Origin of the sequence: Streptomyces sp. Ag109_O5-10 (genome assembly GCF_900105755.1) — a bacterium.
GTDB lineage: Bacteria > Actinomycetota > Actinomycetes > Streptomycetales > Streptomycetaceae > Streptomyces.
Genome location: NZ_FNTQ01000001.1, coordinates 5431821 through 5451071, shown reverse-complemented (window position 1 = coordinate 5451071; position 19251 = coordinate 5431821). Strand labels below are relative to the sequence as shown.

Here is a 19251-nt window from a genome sequence, read left to right as displayed (position 1 = left end):
ACCCCCCAGTCCCCCCAATGGATGCCCCACTATGGATGCCCACTGGTCCGCATGGACAGAGGGCCCCCCGGCACCCCGTCCTTCATGCCCCCGGAAGCTACACGCTTGTTCGACGTTGCGCTGCCCCTACTGATGAGAAGTGCCCCGGATCGGAGGAATCTCTGGGTTTTCTCGTATTCGAGGGTGAAGAGCGCGTATCAGCCACCCGCGCCGAAAGCCGTGACCAGGTACTCCTTCGCCGACGACGAGGACGTCGGGGCGTGGGCGTACCCGGCGGACAGGTAGAGGTGCCCCTGGGAGTAGCGGACTTCGGCGTAGTCGGGCGACATGGTGGTCTCCACGGTCTTGACCGCCGTGGTCACCGGGTTCTCCAGCAGCTTGGTCTCCTTGAACGAGCCGCCGTCGATGCTGACGACCTGAGCGCCCTTGTCGTACGGGGCGTTCTTGTACGCGATCACGTCGGGGCCGTCCATGCGCAGGGGCGTGATGGTGTAGTTGTCCCCGGCGTCGGCACGCTGGCCGGTCTGCTTGCCGGTGCCCAGGTCGAAGGCGACGATCTCGTTGGTCTTGGTGTAGTCCCCGTCGCCGTCGTGCCGCTCGGTCGCCAGGTAGAGCCGGTCGTTGCCCACCACCACTCCCGTGCACTTCTCCAGTTCGTAGATCCCGTCGCAGCGGGCCGCGTAGGAACTGCCCGGCGTGGAGATGCGGGTGCGCAGGGCGCCGGTCCTGTTGTCGATGGAGAAGACGTCCGAGAAGCCGCTGCCGTCGCCGGCGCTGTTGTTGACGTCGGCGGCCACCACCAGCGGGTCGGTCGACACGACGCTGGCGTAGTCGATGCCCGAGGCCATCCGGTACTCGGAGAGCACCTTGCCGGAGACCGGGTCGAGGGTCTGGATGCGCAACTGGCCGGCGTCGCCGCTGCCGCACCTGCGGACCGCGACCAGCTTGGCGCCGCCACCGTAGCCGGCGTCGTCGCAGCTGTCGGCCGCCTTCGGCTGCCAGCGGACCTTGCCGGAGGCGAGGTCGAAGGCGGCGCCGCCGCTGGAGCCGCCGACCGCGACCGTCTGCTGAGCGACCGTCACGTTGTCGAAGTTGACCGGTACGTCACCGGACTTGACCGTCTGGGTCCAGAGCTTCCTGCCGGTGTTCAGGTCGATCGCGGCCACCTGGGTGCAGCCGGCCGTGGAGCCCTTCGCGGGCATCTTCGGCTGGAAGACGACCGCGGTCCGGCCGTCGGCGCTGACGTGCCCGGTGGCGCGGCAGACCGGGCCGGACAGCGGGATCGTCCACAGCTTGGCGCCCGTATCGGGGTCGTAGCCGGTGATCCGGGCGATGCCGGTCTTCGCGTACACCTTGCCGGTGAGCCAGGAACCGGCCGTGACGGTGGTGTCCCGCGCCGTGGGCAGCGGGACCTGGAAGAGGACCTTGGAGGTGGGGTCCGCGGGCACCTTCTCGGTCCCCCTGCCGGTCTCCCCGCCGTCCGCGCCCTGGCCGCCGGTGCCGCCGGTGGAGTTCGCCGTGTCGTCCTTCTTGCGGTGGCCGCCGGAGGACTTGGCGTACCAGATGCCGCCGCCGACGATCAGCGCGATGGCGACGACCGCGGCGACGACGATGAACAGCGCGGCGTTGTTGCGGCGGGGGCCGCCCGGCGGGGCGGGCCGGCCGGGTTGGCCGCCCGGGTAGCCGTAGCCGGGCTGGGGCGGCTGCTGCGGGTAGCCGTAACCGGGCTGCTGGGCGTACGGGTTCGGGGCCGGGGGCTGGTTCGGGTAGCCGTAGCCGGGCTGCTGGGGCGGCGGCTGGTTCGGGTAGCCGTAACCGGGCTGCTGGGTGTACGGGTTCGGGGGCTGGTTGGGCGGGGGCGGGGGCGGCTGGGTCATGGCGGGAGTACCTCGGGAGACGGCGCGTGAGACGGCTGGGGACGGCGTGGCTTGCGGGACGGCGCGGGGACGGGCTCCGTTCAGTTGCCGAAGGCCATCATCAGCTTCTCCTTCGCGTCGTCGCTGCCGGTCAGCCGTGTGGAGGAGAGGTAGAAGCGGCCGCCGGCCCAGTCGACCGCTCCGTCGTAGAAGCCGCCCTCGATGTCGGCTGTGTGCCGCGGGTTCTGCAGCAGCCTGGCCGTCCGGTGGCTCGCGCCGGTGGTCGGGATCGACACGACCTGGCCGCCCGCGTCGTACGACGGCCGTACGTAGGCGACGAGTCTGCCGCCCTCGACCTTGACCGGGTACATCGACTCGTCCGTCGGCGACTTCACCCGCCACTTCGCCGTGCCGTCGGTCAGGCTGATCGCGACGATCTCGTTGGCGCTGCCGCTCACGTCGGTCGGCAGGTAGAGGGTGTTCGCGTCGACGGCCACGCCCTGGCAGCCCTGCAGGTCGCGGGCCAGGAGCGCCCAGCCGCACTCGGGCGCGAACTTCTCGTCGACCTTGACCTCGGAACGGAACGCGCCCTTGCCGTCCAGGACCGAGATGTTCCAGGCCTTCTTCTCCTCGTTGGTCATGTAGACCACGAGCGGGTCGACGGAGTAGGTGCGCTCGACCTGCCAGCCCTTCTTGACCGGCTGGGTCCATTCGACCTTGCCGGTGGCCGGGTCGAGCTGCGAGATCTCGTCGTGCTCGGCGCCGGCGCCGGCGGCGCAGGACGCCACCTGGACCAGCCGGTCCGGGCCGCCCGCGAACCCCGTCGGGAAGCAGGACGCGCCGTACTCCTTCTTGTCGTACAGCTTGTGTCCGCCGGCGAGGTCGTACGCCGTGCCGGACTGGGAACGGCCCACCATCAGCGTCTTTCCGCTGATCGTCAGCTCGATGCTGAGCGCGCTGTCGAACAGTCCGCCGTCGGCGACGGTCGCGGTCCAGCCCTTCCGGCCCGTGTCGAGGTCGATCTCCTGCAGCTGGTTGCACTTGGCGCGGTCGCTGGTGCCGTTCATGTAGGCCACGACGACCTTGTCGTCCGCGGACTTCTGCGAGGTGACCGCGCAGATCTTCTGCGGGAAGGTGATCGGGGCCCAGGCCGGGTCGCCGTTGCCGACCTTGTAGGCGAAGACCTGCTTGTACGCCGCCTTCACCGCCGTCTTCGCGGTGATCCACATGCCGGGTGCGTCGGCGCCGGAGGCCGGCGCGTCGGGTGCCGACTTGTACCAGAGCACCTTGGCCTCGCCCGACCTGCGGCCCGCGTTGAGGTTCTCCGGGTCCGCGCGGCCGTCGCCGCTGCCGTCACCGGGGTCGGCCGGGGTGCCGGCGGACGCGGGGTCGTCGGACTGCCGGGCGACCGGCTTCCCGCCGCCGTCCCCGCCGCTGGTCACGGCGTACACCGTGCCGCCGACGACCAGCAGTCCGGCCACCGCCGCCGCGACGATCAGCGCGGGCTTCCCCTTGAACGGCCCGCGGCCGCCTCCGCCGCCGGGCGGCGGGGGCATCCCCGGTCCGCCGGGGTACTGCGGCTGCTGCTGGGGATAGCCGTACCCGGGCTGCGGCCCGTACGGGCCCGGTGTGCCGTAGGGGCCGGCCGGCTGGGCATAGGTGCCGGGGGCGGGCTGCTGAGGGTAGCCGTACCCCGGCTGGGGCTGGTGGGGCGGCTGGGGAGGGAGCGGGGGCATGCCCTGAGGCGCGCCGAAACCGCCCTGGGCGGGCGGCTGTTGGGGAGGGCCGAAGCCGCCGCCCGGTGGCGGCGGGTCCTGTGGCGCTCCGAAAGCGCCCTGCGGCGGCTGGCCGGGCGGCTGTGACATCAGCGTTCTTCCCCCTCGTTCACTGATTTCGAGCCACTGCCCGAGGCCGGTGACGGACCCGCGGTCGCGCTCAGGCAGTTCTCAGACTGACCTTTGTACCACCCGGCACCGACAGCCCACGGGCCCGCATCTGCCGCTGTTCCCAAGGGAGAACCGGCCCGTGATGGCGCCGTTACGCGCCTTCACGCCCCCTTCACCGTCCCGGCGCAAGGGGGTTGCGCGGGGAGGGGAAGAGGGCTCATTCACGCCGGTGGGTACGCCTGTTACGCGTCCTCCGCCAACTCCAGCCAGCGCATCTCCAGTTCCTCGCGCTCTCCGGCCAGGTCGCGCAACTGGGCGTCGAGTTCGGCGACCTTCGCGAAGTCCGTCGCGTTCGCGGCGATCTGGTCGTGCAGCTTGGTCTCCCTCTCGGAGACGCGGTCCAACTGCCGTTCGATCTTCTGGAGTTCCTTCTTGGCCACCCGCTGGTCGGCGGCGCTCCGCTCGGTCGAGGCGGGCTTGGCGGCGGCGGCAGCGGCGCCGGCGGTGGCGGCGACCGTCTCCTCCATGCGCTGCCTGCGCTCCAGGTACTCGTCGATGCCCCGCGGCAGCATCCGCAGCGCGGCGTCGCCGAGGAGGGCGAAGACGCGGTCGGTGGTCCGCTCGACGAAGAACCGGTCGTGGGAGATCACGATCATCGAGCCGGGCCAGCCGTCGAGGACGTCCTCCAGCTGGGTGAGGGTCTCGATGTCCAGGTCGTTGGTGGGCTCGTCGAGGAAGAGGACGTTCGGCTCGTCCATGAGCAGGCGCAGCAGCTGGAGCCTGCGGCGCTCACCGCCGGACAGGTCGCCGACCGGCGTCCACTGCTTCTCCTTGCTGAAGCCGAACGTCTCGCACAGCTGCCCGGCGGTCATCTCACGCCCCTTGCCGAGGTCGACGCGCTCGCGCACCTGCTGGACCGCCTCCAGGACCCGCGTGTTCGGGTTCAGTTCGGCGACCTCCTGGGAGAGGTAGGCCAGCTTCACGGTCTTGCCGACGGCGATCCGGCCGCCCGCCGGCTGCGTCTCGCCCTCCGTCCGGGCGGCCTCGGCCATGGCGCGCAGCAGCGAGGTCTTGCCGGCGCCGTTGACGCCGACCAGGCCGATGCGGTCGCCGGGGCCGAGCTGCCAGGTGACGTGCTTGAGCAGCACCTTGGGACCGGCCTGGACGGTCACGTCCTCCAGGTCGAACACCGTCTTGCCGAGCCGGGAGGAGGCGAACTTCATCAGCTCGGAGGTGTCCCGCGGCGGCGGCACGTCGGCGATCAGCTCGTTGGCGGCCTCGACCCGGAAACGAGGCTTGGAGGTCCGGGCGGGGGCTCCCCGGCGCAGCCACGCCAGCTCCTTGCGGACGAGGTTCTGCCGCTTGGTCTCCTCGGTGGCCGCGATCCGCTCGCGCTCCGCACGGGCGAAGACGTAGTCCGAGTAGCCGCCCTCGTACTCGTAGACGTCGCCGCGCTGCACGTCCCACATGCGGGTGCAGACCTGGTCGAGGAACCAGCGGTCGTGGGTGACGCAGACCAGCGCCGAGCGGCGCGTGCTCAGGTGCCGGGCGAGCCAGGCGATGCCCTCGACGTCGAGATGGTTCGTCGGCTCGTCGAGCACGAGGAGGTCCTGCTCCTCGATGAGCAGCTTGGCGAGCGCGATACGCCGCCGCTCACCGCCGGACAGCGGCCCGATGACGGTGTCCAGGCCCTTGGGGAAGCCCGGCAGGTCGAGCCCGCCGAAGAGACCGGTCAGGACGTCCCGGACCTTGGCGTTGCCTGCCCACTCGTGGTCGGCCATGTCGCCGATGACCTCGTGCCGGACGGTCGCGGCCGGGTCCAGGGAGTCGTGCTGGGTGAGGACGCCGAGCCGCAGCCCGCCGGAGTGCGTGACCCGGCCGGTGTCGGCCTCCTCCAGCTTGGCGAGCATCCGGATCAGGGTGGTCTTGCCGTCGCCGTTGCGGCCCACCACGCCGATGCGGTCCCCCTCCGACACGCCGAGCGAGACGCCGTCCAGCAGGGCACGGGTGCCGTAGACCTTGCTGACGTTCTCGACATTGACCAGGTTGACGGCCATTTCACTCCTGCGCACGGGGGATGGATCGCCCATCCAGGGTAGTCGGAGGTCAGCCGTGATCCTTCGGCCGCTGTGGGAGCGGCCGAGGCAGCGGAGCCTGCGCGCGCCGCGGGAAGTGCCGCCACACGCCGGCCGCCGGCTGCTGCGCCGTCGTGGCTGGTCGCGCAGTTCGTCCCCAGCCTTCGGCCGGGGGGGACCCCCAGTGACCCTTCGGGGCGCTTGCTTACACCCCAGGGATCACCGTGGCGCCCGGTGCGGGGGCCGTCGCCGTGCGGACCGTGTGGCAGGTGCCGGAGGTGCGCAGGGCGTCGGCGATCTTGGTGGCCGACTCCGGGTGGCGGGCGAGGAAGGCCGTCGTGGGCCCGGAGCCCGAGACGAGGGCGGCGAGCGCTCCGGCCCCGCGCCCCGCGTCGAGGGTGTCCGCGAGCTCCGGGAAGAGGGAGAGCGCGGCGGGCTGGAGGTCGTTGGAGACGGCGGCGGCCAGCGCGTCCGCGTCCCCCTTCGCCAGCGCCTGGAGCAGGTCCGGCGAGGCCACCGGCTCCGGGATGTCCCGCCCCTGCGCCAGGCGGTCGAACTCGCGGAAGACGGCCGGCGTCGACAGGCCCCGCTCCGCCATCGCGAACACCCAGTGGAAGGTGCCGCCGGTCTCCAGCACGGTCAGCCGCTCGCCCCGTCCGATACCGAGGGCGGCGCCGCCGACCAGGCTGAACGGCACGTCGCTGCCGAGTTCGGCGCAGATGGCGAGGAGTTCGGTACGGGAGGCGCCCGCCTGCCAGAGCTCGTCGCACGCGAGCAGCGCGCCCGCCCCGTCCGCGCTCCCCCCGGCCATGCCGCCGGCGACCGGGATGTCCTTGGCGATGTGGATGTGCACGGCGGGTTCGATGCCCCGGCGCTCGGCGAGTGCGAGCGCCGCGCGCGCCGCGAGGTTCGTGCGGTCGAGGGGGACCTCGGCGGCGTCCGGGCCCTCGCAGGTGACGGTCAGCTCGTCGGCGGGCGTGACCGTGACCTCGTCGTAGAGGCCGACGGCGAGGAAGACGTTGGCCAGGTCGTGGAAGCCGTCGGGGCGCGCGGCGCCCACCGCGAGCTGGACGTTGACCTTGGCGGGGACGCGTACCGTGACGCTCACTGGCTGGACTCCTTGTGCTCTGCGATCCGCACGAACTCCTCGACCGTCAGCGCCTCGCCGCGGGCCTGCGGCGAGACCCCGGCCGCGACCAGTGCCGCCTCGGCGGCCGCCGGGGACCCGGCCCAGCCGGCGAGCGCCGCCCGCAGGGTCTTGCGGCGCTGCGCGAACGCCGCGTCGACGACCGCGAAGACCTCCCGCTTCGAGGCCGTCGTCTTCAGCGGCTCCGCGCGCCGGACGAGCGAGACGAGCCCGCTGTCGACGTTGGGCGCGGGCCAGAAGACGTTGCGCCCGATGGCGCCGGCGCGCTTGACCTCGGCGTACCAGTTGGCCTTGACGGACGGCACGCCGTACACCTTGTTGCCGGGTCCGGCGGCGAGCCGGTCGGCGACCTCGGACTGCACCATGACCAGCGTCCGCTCGATGCTCGGGAACGTGTCGAGCACGTGGAGCAGGACGGGGACGGCGACGTTGTAGGGGAGGTTCGCGACGAGGGCGGTCGGCGGCGGTCCCGGCAGCTCGGTGACGTGCATCGCGTCGGAGTGGACCAGCGCGAACCGGTCCGCCCGCGCCGGCATGCGCGCCGCGACCGTCGCGGGCAGGGCGCCGGCCAGCACGTCGTCGATCTCGACGGCGGTGACCCGGTCGGCGACCTCCAGGAGCGCGAGCGTGAGGGACCCGAGCCCCGGGCCGACCTCCACGACGACGTCGTCCGGGCGGACCCCGGCGGTGCGGACGATACGGCGGACCGTGTTGGCGTCGATCACGAAGTTCTGGCCGCGCTGCTTGGTGGGGCGGACACCGAGCGCTGCCGCCAGCTCACGGATGTCGGCGGGGCCGAGGAGGGCGTCGGGGGTGGGGCTGCTCACGGGACAAGGGTACGGGCCGCCGCGATCGCCTCCGGCCGGTCGCCCGTGCGGCGGCTTCCGGCGGTCACTTGTGCAGCCGCGCCCCGCAGTGCGGCCAGGGCGTGGAGCCGCGGCTCACGTAGAGCTTCTTCGCGCGGAACGTCTGTTCCTCCGCCGAGGCGTCCTGCGGGCGGCCGTTGCCGCCGAGGCTGTGCCAGGTGTGGGTGTCGAACTGGTACAGACCGCCGTACGTCCCGGACGGGTCCACGGCGTGCGCGCGGCCGCCGGACTCGCAGACGGCGAGACCGTGCCAGTTCAGGCCGTCGGCGCCGGCCACGGAGTCGGGGTGCGGCTTGGTCCCCACCTTGACCAGCTGGGTGCGCGCCTCCCGGACCACCTCGGACGTCTCGCGGTGCGGCTTCTGCCGGACACCGTTGACGGAGCGCAGGTAATAGGTCACACGGCGCAGCCCCGGCCGCCCGGCCCGCTCCACCACCTCGGTGCCCTTGAACAGCGTCGGGTCCGCCGTCCGCCGCACCTGGAACGGGATGGTCTCCTCGCGGACCTCCTTGCTGCCGGTGACGCGCAGCACGGTCACGGTCTGCCCGTCGCGCGGGAAGCCGGCCTGGGAGACGGAGGTGGTGTCCTGGCCATGCAGGGTGATCCCGGCCTCCTCGACGGCCTCGCCGACGGTCGCGGCGTTGGTGCGGATGGTCCGGGTCCGGCCGTCCGCCAGGATCGTGACCGTGCGTTCGGTGCGGACGTCGAGCGCGAGCCCGGCGCGGCCGATGTTCTGGGAGCGCGAGGCGGACAGGTACGCGCCCTCGGCCCGCACCCCGAGCTGCCTGAGCGCCCCGTCCACCGTGCGCGCCGTCGTCCACACCTCGCGCCGCTCGCCGTCCAGCGTGAGCCGTACTGGGCGGCCGTAGCGCACCGCGACCTCGTCGCCGCTGGCCAGGGCGGTACCGGGGGCGGGGGCGACCACGTCGTGCGCGCCGACCGGTACGCCCTCCTCGGCCAGCAGCCCGGTCACGTCGTCGGCGAACGTGTGCAGGGTGCGCGGCTTGCCGTCCACGGTCAGCTCGATCGCCTTGTCCTTGGCGAGGAACGCGGTGGTGCCGCCCGCGAGGAACGCGACGACGAGCGCCTGCGGCAGCAGCCGGCGCACGGCGGACTCGGGGCGCCTGGAGTAGCGCGCCTTGCGCCGGCGTGCGGCGCGTCGCCCCGCGCCGACGCGCTCACCCGCCTCCCGCGCCTCACCCGCCGCCTGCGCCTCCGCCACCGCCCCGCGCTCGTCCTGCCGCGGCAGCATCTGTTCCCCGGCGTACGCCTGCGCGGCCTGCGCGGCCTGCGCGGCCTGCGCGGCCTGTGCGGCCTGTGCGGCCTGTACAGCTTGTGCGGCTTGCGCGGCGGCCTCGTACGCCGGCTGGTACGTGTCGCCGCCGTACGCCGTGCCGTACGCCGGCGCCCCGCCGTCGTGCACGCCGTGCATCTCGCGCGTCTCGTGCATCTCCTGCGCGCCGTGCGCTCCGGGCGCGCCGTAGGGGTCGTACGCCCCAGACGTCTCGTATTGCGATGTGCTCACGCCGACACGCTCCAGAGGGCCAGAGGGGTCCGGATCGGGCCCCCAGAACCTAGCGGAGCGTCCGTCACTCTCCAAAGCGGCACGACTACTCACGGTCGCGTGCGAACCACAGGTGCGCCCCGGCGAACGTTATACGGCAGTTACGATCTATATACGCTCAGTAGTCGAAAGCGCGGGCCGTGTTCGCGCACAGGGCCGTCGCCAGCGCGTCCTCGTCGATGCCGCGGACGGCGGCCATCGCGCGCACCGTGACCGGAATGAGATACGGGGCGTTGGGCCGTCCGCGGTACGGGGCGGGGGTCAGGAAGGGCGCGTCGGTCTCCACCAGGAGCAGTTCCAGGGGGGCCACCGCCACCGCGTCCCGCAGGTTCTGGGCGTTCTTGAAGGTGACGTTGCCGGCGAAGGACATGAAGTAGCCCTCGCGGGCGCACTCCTCGGCCATCACGGCGTCCCCGGAGTAGCAGTGGAACACGGTCCGCTCGGGGGCGCCCTCCTCCTTGAGGACGCGCAGGACGTCGGCGTGGGCGTCGCGGTCGTGGATGACGAGGGCCTTGCCGTGCCGCTTGGCGATCTCGATGTGGGCGCGGAAGGAGCGCTCCTGGGCGGCCTTGCCCTCGGGCCCGGTCCTGAAGTAGTCGAGGCCGGTCTCGCCGACGCCCTTCACCTGGGGCAGCCCGGCCAGCCGGTCGATCTCGGCGAGCGCCTCGTCCAGCGCCGCGTCCCCGCCCCCGGCGCGCGCCCCCTGCCGGGACCAGCCGTCGGGATCCCCGTGCACGATGCGCGGGGCCTCGTTGGGGTGCAGGGCGACGGTCGCGTGGACATTCGCGTGCGCGGCGGCGGTGTCGGCCGCCCACCGGGAGCCCTTGATGTCGCAGCCGACCTGGACGACGGTCGTGACGCCCACCGACGCGGCCTTCGCGAGGCCCTCCTCGACCGTGCCGGACTGCATGTCGAGGTGCGTGTGGGAGTCGGCGACGGGCACCCGGAGAGGTTCCGGGAGCGGCGGCGCCGCGTTCTTGTCGGCCGTACGGGAGGCCGTACCGGAGGCGTTCGAAGGCATGCCCCGATCCTACGAAAGGGGCATGCCCGCCGGTCCCGCGCCCGGGTCAGCTCGCCTTGCGCTGGAAGGGATGCAGGAGATCCGACAGGTGCCAGTGGTGCGGCTGCCCGACCTCCGCGGAGGTCTCCGCCGCCTCGGCCGGCCCGCTCTCCGCACCGGTCTGCCCCGCGGGACGGACCTGCCCCGTCGGCTGGTGCGAGCGCTGCGCGGCGTTCCGCACCGACGAGACCTGCCCCGCGCGCATGATCCGCAGGACCTGGCCGTCGCAGTTCTGGCACGAGGGCCTGCTCAGCGGCGACGGGACGACCCGGCCGTCGGCCACGTACCTGACGAACTCGTGGTTGTCGGCGTCGGTGTGGTGCTGTATCTCGTACGACTGCTCCCAGCCGTGCCCGCATCGCATGCAGGCGAAGGAATACGACTCGTGGACGACGGCTGTGGCCGCACCGTGGAGGCCGGTCTGCCCTGCGATCTCACTCATGCCAGCTCCTCTTGTCCGCTTGGACAAGCACGCACCCCCACCACGGGGATTCCCCCCGGAATCCCCTGGGGGTGAGGGACGGGTGCGTCCCTCACGACCAGTGGACGCCTTCACCTCCGCGAATGCGACAGGCCTGCCGAGTGTTGGAGGCGATTTGGCGCCGGCTTGCCAAACGGGCCTCACCGCGGAGGGCTGGGCTTTGCGTTTCCCGCCTCCGCTTTACCGTCCCGTGGGGCGCGCGCTCAGAGGAGAAGCACCCCGCTCAGAGGACACATCACCGCAGGTCAGGGGCGCACGCTCAGCAGAGAAGCGACCCGCTCGGAGACCACGGCGCGCCCCCTTCGAAACCCCGGCCCGAGCTGCCCCGAAGGGGCGTGGGGAACTGCGCGACCAGCCGTCCACGACCCGCGGACCGCTGCGCGGGAGCAACCAGGACGGCGCTCCCGGAAAACCCCGGCTCTCACTCGGCGGAGCGCTTCGCCGCCACCACGGCGTCGAACACCACCCGCTTGGGAACCCCCGCCGCCACCGCCACCGCCGCGATCGCCTCCTTGCGCCGCTCCCCGGCCTCCTCCCGCACCCGCACCCGGCGCACCAGCTCCTCCGCGTCGAGTTCCTCCGGCCCCCGCTCGGGCGCGCCCTCGACGACGACGGTGATCTCGCCGCGCACCCCCTCGGCGGCCCACACCGCCAACTCGGCCAGCGGCCCGCGCCGCACCTCCTCGTACGTCTTGGTCAGCTCGCGGCAGACGGCGGCCCGCCGCTCGGCGCCGAAGACCTCGGCCATGGCGGCGAGGGTGTCGTCGAGGCGGTGCGGGGCCTCGAAGTAGACGAGGGTGCGGCGCTCCTCGGCGACCTCCTGGAGCCGCGAGCGGCGCTCGCCCGCCTTGCGCGGCAGGAACCCCTCGAAGCAGAACCGGTCGACGGGCAGTCCGGACAGCGCGAGCGCGGTGAGCACGGCGGACGGCCCCGGTACGGCCGTGACCCGGATCTCCTTCTCCACGGCGGCCGCGACCAGCCGGTAGCCGGGGTCCGAGACGGACGGCATCCCCGCGTCGGTCACGAGCAGCACGCGCGCGCCGCCGACGAGTTCCTCGACCAGCTCCGGTGTGCGGGCGGCCTCGTTGCCCTCGAAGTACGACACCACGCGCCCCTTGGGCGTCACCCCCAGCGCCTGGGTGAGCCACCGCAGCCGCCGCGTGTCCTCGGCCGCGATCACGTCGGCGCCGGTCAGCTCCGCGGCGAGCCGGGGCGGGGCGTCCGCGACGTCGCCGATGGGGGTGCCTGCGAGGACAAGGGTTCCAGTCACACCTCCATCCTCGCAGCCGCCACCGACAGCGCCGTCCCCGGCGGGCCCCGGCGGCCGTGAACGCAAAGGAACCCACCGCGAAGCCCCATTGCACGGGACTCACACAGAACGGTTCCCTACGATGGCGCGGTGACCAGTACCGCGTCCTCCTCGGACACCCGGCAGGGCCAGGCAGTGCTCGACGAGCGGCCGACGTGGCAGCAGCGGCTGCACCGGTTCGGCTACCCGGCGCACACGGCGCGCACCCCCGGTGACAGAGGCGCCACCGGCTCCGGCGCGCACGCCGGTGTCGTCGACCGCCTGGTGCCGCCGTACGCGGAGCCCAACCCCCGGCTGTGGCTCGCCCTGGGAGTGCCCCCGGTGCTCGCCAAGCGGATCACCCGCTGGTCGGGCTGGGTCGGTCCGCTGCTGGTGACGCTGATGGCGGGCCTGCTGCGGTTCTGGAACCTGGGCAGCCCGAAGGCGGTGATATTCGACGAGACGTACTACGCCAAGGACGCGTGGGCGCTCGTCCACCGCGGTTTCGAGGTCAACTGGGACAAGAACGCCAACGACCTGATCCTGCAGAAGGCCGGTCACGTCGGCATCCCGGTGGACGCGGCCTACGTCGTGCACCCGCCGGTCGGCAAGTACGTCATCGGGCTCGGGGAGCTGGTCTTCGGCTTCAACCCGTTCGGCTGGCGGTTCATGACGGCGCTGCTCGGCACGCTGAGCGTGCTGCTGCTGTGCCGGATCGGGCGCCGGATGTTCCGGTCCACCTTCCTGGGCTGCCTGGCGGGCGCGCTGATGGCGGTGGACGGTCTGCACTTCGTGATGAGCCGCACCTCGCTGCTCGACGGGGTGCTGATGTTCTTCGTGCTGGCCGCGTTCGGCTGCCTGCTCATCGACCGGGACAGGGCGCGGGCGAAGCTCGCGGCCGCGCTGCCGGTGGACGCGGACGGGCGGGTCCGGCCGAACGCGTACGTCGCGAACACCACCTGGCTGGGGTGGCGCCCCTGGCGCTGGGCGGCGGCCCTGCTGATGGGGTTGGCCATCGGCACCAAGTGGAACGGGCTGTACTTCCTGGTGGCGTTCATCGTGCTGACCGCCCTGTGGGACCGCGGCGCCCGCAAGGTGGCAGGTGCCAAGGGGTGGAACGCCCCGTTGCTGGTCGAGTCGGTCGTCTCCTGGGTGATGATGGGCACGGTCGCCGTGGCCGTCTACCTGACCTCCTGGATCGGCTGGATCCTCTCCCCCACCGACGGCAGCGGCGGCTACTTCCGCAACTGGGCGGCCACCGCGGGCAAGGGCGGGAACTGGACGTTCCTGCCGGACTGGCTGCGCAGTCTGTGGCACTACGAGCACGAGGTCTACCTCTTCCACATCGGCCTGTCCTCGCCGCACACGTACATGTCGAACCCGTGGTCCTGGCTGGTGCTGGGCCGCCCGGTGTCGTACTACTACGAGTCGCCGTCCCCCGGGGTGGACGGCTGCCCGTCGGACGCCGGCCAGAAGTGCGCCCGCGAGGTGCTCGCGATCGGCACGCCGCTGCTGTGGTGGGCGGCCTGCTTCGCGATCGTCTACGTCCTGTGGCGGTGGGCGTTCCGCCGCGACTGGCGGGCCGGCGCCATCGCGTGCGGCATCGCGGCCGGTTACCTGCCCTGGTTCATGTACCAGGAACGCACGATCTTCCTCTTCTACGCCGTCGTCTTCGTGCCGTTCCTGTGTCTCGCGGTGGCGATGATGATCGGCGCGATCATCGGTCCGCCGGGCTCCAGTGACACCCGCCGGCTGGTCGGCGCGTCGAGTGCGGGCGTCCTGGTGCTGCTGATCGTCTGGAACTTCATCTACTTCTGGCCCCTGTACACGGGCACGGCGATCCCGATCGACTCCTGGCGTTCACGTATGTGGCTCGATACCTGGGTGTGAGCCACATCCCTGATCTCCGTTCGGCCAACAGTTCGGCCAACAATCGGTCAACGTCTGTCACACCGGCCCCACAACGACCTACAGTGCGGGTCACAACCAGCTTTTGAACGCGTTCACAAAACGCGCAAAAGCTCACGGGGAGGGACTTTCGCATCATGCGCAAGGGGGTCAAGGGCGCCCTGATCGGCGGCGTCTGCGCAGCCGTGCTGGGCGGGGGCGGGTACGGCGCCTACAACGTTCTGTCGACGTTGCGCGGTGACAGCACGCCGACCGTGCGGACGGGGCCGCCGACCAAGGACGAGATCAAGGACGCCACGCAGAAGTTCTTCGCGGCCTGGGAGAAGGGCCAGGCGGCGACCGCCGCGTCGCTCACGAACGACGCCGCCGACGCCGAACCCGTGCTCACCTCCTTCAGCGACGTGGCGCACATCAAGGACGTGCACATCACGCCCGGCAAGGCGACCGGCGCCACCGTGCCGTACAGCGTGAAGGCGACCGTGTCCTACGGCGGGCAGTCCAAGCCGCTCGCCTACAGAAGCCGTCTGACCGTCGTGCGCGGCGAGACCACGCACCGCGCGCTGGTCGACTGGGCCCCGTCGGTGGTCCACCCGGAGCTGAAGCGCGGCGACACCCTGTCCACCGGCGAGGCGGCCAGCCCGCCCATCGAGGCCGTGGACCGCAACGGCGTGGTCCTCACGAAGGACAAGTACCCGTCCCTGGGTCCGATCCTGGACGAGCTGCGCAGCCGCTACGGCGACAAGGCCGGCGGCACCCCGGGCGTGGAGCTGGTCATCCAGCACGCGTCGCAGGAGTCCGCCGACACCACCCTGCTGACCCTCGAGGAGGGCAGGGCGGGCAAGCTGCGCACGACGCTCGACGCGCGCGTGCAGGCCGCCGCCGAGACCGCGGTGACGAAGTACGCCGAGTCGTCGGTGGTGGCCGTCAAGCCCAGCACCGGCGAGGTGCTGGCGGTCGCCAACCACCGCGAGGACGGCTTCAACGCGGCCTTCCTCGGGGAGCTGGCGCCCGGCTCCACCATGAAGATCATCAGCGCGGCCACCCTCATCGACACGGGGCTGACGACGGCGAGCGGCCCGGCGCCCTGCCCGCCGACCGCGACCTGGCAGAGCCAGACCTTCAGCAACCTCAAGGGACTCCAGCCGGACGAGAAGGCCACCCTCTCGGACAGCTTCGCGCGCTCCTGCAACACGGCGTTCGTGAAGTACGCGGACTCGGTCCAGGTCGACTCGCTCACCAAGGAGGCCGAGGACCGGTTCGGGCTCGGCAAGAACAACTGGAAGGTGGGCATCCCGAGCTTCGACGGCCGGGTCCCCGCCTCCGGCGGCCCGGACACCGCGGCCAACCTGATCGGCCAGGGCCAGGTGCAGATGTCACCGCTGAACATGGCGTCGGTCGCGGCGACCGCGATGACGGGAACCTTCCGGCAGCCGGTGCTCGTCTCGCGGAAGCTGGACGGCCGTGAACTGGCCACCGCGAAGGGCCTCTCCCCCGCCACGGTCGGTCAGCTGCGCGCCATGATGAACCGCACCGCGACCAGCGGCACCGCGGCCGGGGTGATGCGCGGGCTGAGCGGCAGCATCGGCGCCAAGACGGGTTCGGCGGAGGTCGACGGCCAGTCCAAGTCGAACAGCTGGTTCGCCGGCTACCGCGACGACGTCGCGGCCGCGGCCATGACCCAGGACGGCGGCCACGGCATAGACGCTGCCGGTCCTATTGTCGCAAGCGTGCTACGGATCGGTGGCTGACGTCACTCCCACAGGCCGGGACTCTAGGCTGGTGCCGTCGTTGGGGAGCGTGAGGGCTACGGGGCGGCGGGGACCCTGGGGAATGCGCGGAGGAACTGACCAGTGGGCAAGAGAAGGCGCGTCGCCGAGCGACGGAAGCACAGACCCGCCGTCATCGGCGGGGTGATCGCCGTCGTCGTCGGCGGCGTGGGCTTCGGCCTCTACGCGCTCTACGACGGCGGGTCCGCCGACGCGTCGACGGCGAGGACGGCCGACCACAAGGCCGTCAAGACCGGCCCGCTCTCGGCCACCGAGGTGCAGACGACGGCGCGCACCTTCCTGTCGTCCTGGCAGCAGGGCAAGGTCACGCAGGCCGCCGCCGTCACCGACGACAGCAAGGCGTGCGTCAAACTCCTCACCGGCTACGCCAAGGACGCCCACGTCACGGGCGTCACCCTCACCGAGGGCACCCGTACCGGCGCCAAGGTCCCGTTCTCCGTGAAGGCGACGGTGTCGTACAAGGGCGTCAGCAAGCCGCTGTCGTACGACTCCGCGTTCACCGTGATCCGGCGGACCAGTGACGGCAAACCGGTGGTGAACTGGCACGCCGCGGTCGTCCACCCGGACCTCGCGGACGGCGACACCCTGGTCACCGGCGAGTCCGGCACCCCGCCGATCAAGGCGCTGGACCGGGACGGCGGGGAGATCACCACCGCCAAGTACCCGTCACTGGGCTCGGTGCTCGACGGGCTGCGGGAGAAGTTCGGCAAGAAGGCCGGCGGCAAGGCGGGCGTCGAACTGCGCGTGGTGCGCGGCGCGGCGTCCGAGAAGGCGAAGCTGTCCGACAAGACGCTCCTGGAGTTCAGCAAGGGCACACCGGGCACCGTGAGGACCACGCTCAGCCCGACCCTCCAGGCGGCCGCCGAGAGGCAGGTCACCACGCAGAAGAACGCCTCGGTCGTGATGATGCGCCCGTCGACCGGCGAGGTCCTGGCCGTCGCCAACTCCAGCCACGGATTCGACGTCGCCTTGCAGGGCTCCCTGGCGCCCGGCTCCACGATGAAGATCGTCACGTCGACCATGCTGTTCGAGAAGGGGCTGATCACCCCCGACGCCTCGCACCCCTGCCCGAAGACGTACAAGCTCGCCGGGTGGACGTTCCACAACGACGACGACTCCGAGATCAAGCAGGGCACGTTCAAGCTGAGCTTCGGCGCCTCCTGCAACAACGCCTTCATCGATTTCGCGCCCAAGCTCTCCAACGGCGACCTGACGACGGAGGCGCAGCAGGTCTACGGCCTCGGCATGAACAACTGGGCGATCGGCGTCCCGACCTTCGACGGCTCCGTGCCGGTGCAGAGCGGCGCGCAGATGGGCGCCTCGCTGATCGGGCAGGGCGGGGTGCGCATGAACCCGCTGAACATGGCTTCGGTCTCGGCCACGGTGGACACCGGCTCCTTCCACCAGCCGTACCTGGTCGACCCGAGCGTCGACCAACGGACGCTCGCCAAGGCCTCGCGCACCATGTCCTCGAAGACGCAGGCGCAGCTGAAGGAGGTCATGCAGTACACGGCGGGCTACGGCACGGCGGCCAAGGCGATGTCGGGCCTGAGTTCGAGCTGCGGCGCCAAGACGGGCTCGGCGGAGGTGGACGGCCAGAAGAAGCCGAACGGCTGGTTCACCGCCTACTGCGGCGACTTCGCCGCCGCGGGCGTGGTCCAGGCGGGCGGCCACGGCGGCGACACGGCGGGGCCGATCGTCGCGGCACTGCTGAAGCTGGGCGCGTCCCTCTGAGCGCCCCGACGGCACCGGCTGATCGCCCCGACGGCATCGGTCAGCCGGCCACCGGGGTCGCCATGTAGGTGCGCCTGAGGAAGCGCAGCAGCGCCTTCGACTCGAACTGCACCACCGACGTGCCGTGGTCGGAGTGGAACTCCACCACGGCCTGGACCCGCCCCAGCGGCCAGACCCGTACGTCGCCGCTCTCCGCCGGGGCCCTGAGGCCCTGTTCCAGCAGCGAGCGCGAGAACGTCCACTCGTCCGTGCCGGGCAGACCGATGTGTACCGTCCTCGGATCGGCGTCGGGGTCGTAGCGCAGGACGACGGGCACCGCGCCCGGATCGTCTCGCGCGTCTTCGTCCGTGACGATGTGGGCTCGCGCATACTGTTCGACTACAGACATCGGACTGCCCTTTACGCTCCGTGACCTGTGCGAAAGCTGTGCATCCGCTTCGTTATCCAATGTCGCACATTTTCCGTGATGCGCTTGCGGAGGTCGCCGCCCGCCGCCGTCGACTCCGCATGTGACGACCTTCTCTCTCTTGCAAAAGCTTCGCAATAGGACCCTAAAATCGGACCGTGCACGTACCTGACGGATTCATCGACGCCCCCACCTCCGCGGCCACCGCCGTGACCGCGGCCGGCGCCCTGGCGGTCAGCCTGCGCGGGGCCCGCCGTGAACTCGACGAGCGCACCGCGCCGCTGGCCGGCCTGGTGGCGGCGTTCATCTTCGCCGTACAGATGCTCAACTTCCCCGTGGCGGCCGGAACGAGCGGCCATCTGCTGGGCGGGGCGCTCGCCGCGATACTCGTCGGCCCATGCACGGGTGTCCTGTGCGTGTCCGTGGTCCTCCTCATGCAGGGCATCCTGTTCGCGGACGGCGGGCTGACCGCGCTCGGCGTCAACATCACCGACATGGCGGTCGTGACCACCGTGGTCGCGTACGCCGTCTTCCGCGGCCTGGTGAAGGCCCTCCCCCGCGGCCGGCGCTCGGTGACCGGCGCCGCCTTCGTCGCCGCCCTGCTCTCCGTACCCGCCGCGGCCGGCGCCTTCACCCTGCTCTACGCGGTCGGCGGCACCACCGACGTCGCCATCGGCAAGGTGGCCGGCGCGATGATCGGCGTGCACGTCCTCATCGGCGTCGGCGAGGCCGCGATCACCGCACTCACGGTGGGCGCGGTGATCGCCGTACGTCCCGACCTGGTGTACGGAGCGCGCGGCCTGCGGCAGGGGCTGAAGTTGCGCGTGCACGGCGAGCTGGTGGACGCGCCGGAGCCGACCGCGCCCGCGGCGGCGCGCACCTCCCGCCGCGGGCTGTGGATCAGCGGCCTGGCGGCCTCCCTGGTGCTCGGCGGGTTCGTCAGCTACTACGCCTCCGCCAGCCCCGACGGCCTGGAGAAGGTCGCCCACGACCACGGCATCGACTCCAAGACCAGGGAGCACGCCTCGGCCGGCTCCCCGCTCGCCGACTACGGCGTCGAGGACGTCTCCGACGCCCGGCTCTCCGGCGGCCTCGCGGGCGTGATCGGGGTCGGTACGACCGTGGTCGCGGGCAGCGCGGTGTTCTGGGCGGTGCGCAGGCGCCGTACCGGCACGCCTTCGGAGGTGCGCTGA

Annotated in this window: 14 protein-coding genes; 4 read left to right on the top strand and 10 right to left on the bottom strand. The window is 71.8% G+C overall.

What is annotated here, in order from left to right:
* Positions 1-197 precede the first annotated feature (197 nt).
* The 9 genes from BLW82_RS25015 to rsmI all read right to left on the bottom strand — a co-directional run bounded on the left by BLW82_RS25015 (position 198) and on the right by rsmI (position 12205).
* Positions 198-1877 (bottom strand): outer membrane protein assembly factor BamB family protein, encoded by a 1680-nt coding sequence (locus BLW82_RS25015; protein ID WP_093501930.1) that lies wholly within the window; start codon positions 1875-1877, stop codon positions 198-200.
* An 80-nt stretch (positions 1878-1957) separates the two neighbouring features.
* Positions 1958-3721: an outer membrane protein assembly factor BamB family protein gene (locus BLW82_RS25010; RefSeq protein ID WP_093501928.1), complete on the bottom strand. Its 1764-nt coding sequence runs from the start codon at positions 3719-3721 to the stop codon at positions 1958-1960.
* A 263-nt stretch (positions 3722-3984) separates the two neighbouring features.
* Positions 3985-5799: an ABC-F family ATP-binding cassette domain-containing protein gene (locus BLW82_RS25005; RefSeq protein WP_093501926.1), complete on the bottom strand. Its 1815-nt coding sequence runs from the start codon at positions 5797-5799 to the stop codon at positions 3985-3987.
* Between the two features lie 223 nt (positions 5800-6022).
* Complete coding sequence (locus BLW82_RS25000) at positions 6023-6925, bottom strand: 4-(cytidine 5'-diphospho)-2-C-methyl-D-erythritol kinase (protein WP_093501924.1); 903 nt, start codon at positions 6923-6925, stop codon at positions 6023-6025.
* On the bottom strand, positions 6922-7791 hold the full coding sequence (gene rsmA / locus BLW82_RS24995; RefSeq protein WP_093501922.1) for a 16S rRNA (adenine(1518)-N(6)/adenine(1519)-N(6))-dimethyltransferase RsmA: 870 nt from the start codon (positions 7789-7791) through the stop codon (positions 6922-6924). Before rsmA ends, BLW82_RS25000 begins: the two co-directional genes overlap by 4 nt.
* Positions 7792-7855: 64 nt before the next feature.
* Positions 7856-9355, bottom strand: coding sequence for a resuscitation-promoting factor (locus tag BLW82_RS24990; RefSeq protein WP_256215950.1), 1500 nt, complete (start codon positions 9353-9355; stop codon positions 7856-7858).
* A 157-nt stretch (positions 9356-9512) separates the two neighbouring features.
* Positions 9513-10415 (bottom strand): TatD family hydrolase, encoded by a 903-nt coding sequence (locus BLW82_RS24985; RefSeq protein WP_093501919.1) that lies wholly within the window; start codon positions 10413-10415, stop codon positions 9513-9515.
* A gap of 46 nt (positions 10416-10461) precedes the next feature.
* Complete coding sequence (locus BLW82_RS24980; protein WP_093501917.1) at positions 10462-10896, bottom strand: hypothetical protein; 435 nt, start codon at positions 10894-10896, stop codon at positions 10462-10464.
* 460 nt (positions 10897-11356) lie between these two features.
* Positions 11357-12205, bottom strand: coding sequence for a 16S rRNA (cytidine(1402)-2'-O)-methyltransferase (rsmI, locus tag BLW82_RS24975; RefSeq protein ID WP_093501915.1), 849 nt, complete (start codon positions 12203-12205; stop codon positions 11357-11359).
* Positions 12206-12334: 129 nt separating this feature from the next.
* On the opposite strand from rsmI, the gene BLW82_RS24970 reads away from it, so the two are divergent.
* The 3 genes from BLW82_RS24970 to BLW82_RS24960 all read left to right on the top strand — a co-directional run bounded on the left by BLW82_RS24970 (position 12335) and on the right by BLW82_RS24960 (position 17652).
* Positions 12335-14113, top strand: a complete 1779-nt coding sequence (locus tag BLW82_RS24970; protein ID WP_093501913.1) for a dolichyl-phosphate-mannose--protein mannosyltransferase — start codon at positions 12335-12337, stop codon at positions 14111-14113.
* A 155-nt stretch (positions 14114-14268) separates the two neighbouring features.
* A complete protein-coding gene (locus BLW82_RS24965; RefSeq protein WP_093501911.1) occupies positions 14269-15879 on the top strand; it encodes a penicillin-binding transpeptidase domain-containing protein in 1611 nt (536 codons plus the stop codon).
* A 102-nt stretch (positions 15880-15981) separates the two neighbouring features.
* Positions 15982-17652 (top strand): penicillin-binding transpeptidase domain-containing protein, encoded by a 1671-nt coding sequence (locus BLW82_RS24960; RefSeq protein WP_093501909.1) that lies wholly within the window; start codon positions 15982-15984, stop codon positions 17650-17652.
* A gap of 40 nt (positions 17653-17692) precedes the next feature.
* Here BLW82_RS24960 and BLW82_RS24955 read toward each other — a convergent pair whose 3' ends face one another.
* On the bottom strand, positions 17693-18040 hold the full coding sequence (locus BLW82_RS24955) for an SsgA family sporulation/cell division regulator (protein WP_093501907.1): 348 nt from the start codon (positions 18038-18040) through the stop codon (positions 17693-17695).
* Between the two features lie 176 nt (positions 18041-18216).
* Here BLW82_RS24955 and BLW82_RS24950 point away from each other — a divergent pair, with 176 nt between their 5' ends.
* On the top strand, positions 18217-19251 hold the full coding sequence (locus BLW82_RS24950) for an energy-coupling factor ABC transporter permease (RefSeq protein WP_093501905.1): 1035 nt from the start codon (positions 18217-18219) through the stop codon (positions 19249-19251).

Excerpts from the sequence above, each read along its gene's own strand:
- BLW82_RS25015 (WP_093501930.1), bottom strand. The coding sequence starts at position 1,877 with ATGACCCAGCCGCCCCCGCCCCCGCCCAACCAGCCCCCGAACCCGTAC.
- BLW82_RS25010 (WP_093501928.1), bottom strand. The coding sequence starts at position 3,721 with ATGTCACAGCCGCCCGGCCAGCCGCCGCAGGGCGCTTTCGGAGCGCCA.
- BLW82_RS25005 (WP_093501926.1), bottom strand. The coding sequence starts at position 5,799 with ATGGCCGTCAACCTGGTCAATGTCGAGAACGTCAGCAAGGTCTACGGC.
- BLW82_RS24985 (WP_093501919.1), bottom strand. The coding sequence starts at position 10,415 with ATGCCTTCGAACGCCTCCGGTACGGCCTCCCGTACGGCCGACAAGAAC.
- BLW82_RS24980 (WP_093501917.1), bottom strand. The coding sequence starts at position 10,896 with ATGAGTGAGATCGCAGGGCAGACCGGCCTCCACGGTGCGGCCACAGCC.
- BLW82_RS24965 (WP_093501911.1), top strand. The coding sequence starts at position 14,269 with ATGCGCAAGGGGGTCAAGGGCGCCCTGATCGGCGGCGTCTGCGCAGCC.
- BLW82_RS24955 (WP_093501907.1), bottom strand. The coding sequence starts at position 18,040 with ATGTCTGTAGTCGAACAGTATGCGCGAGCCCACATCGTCACGGACGAA.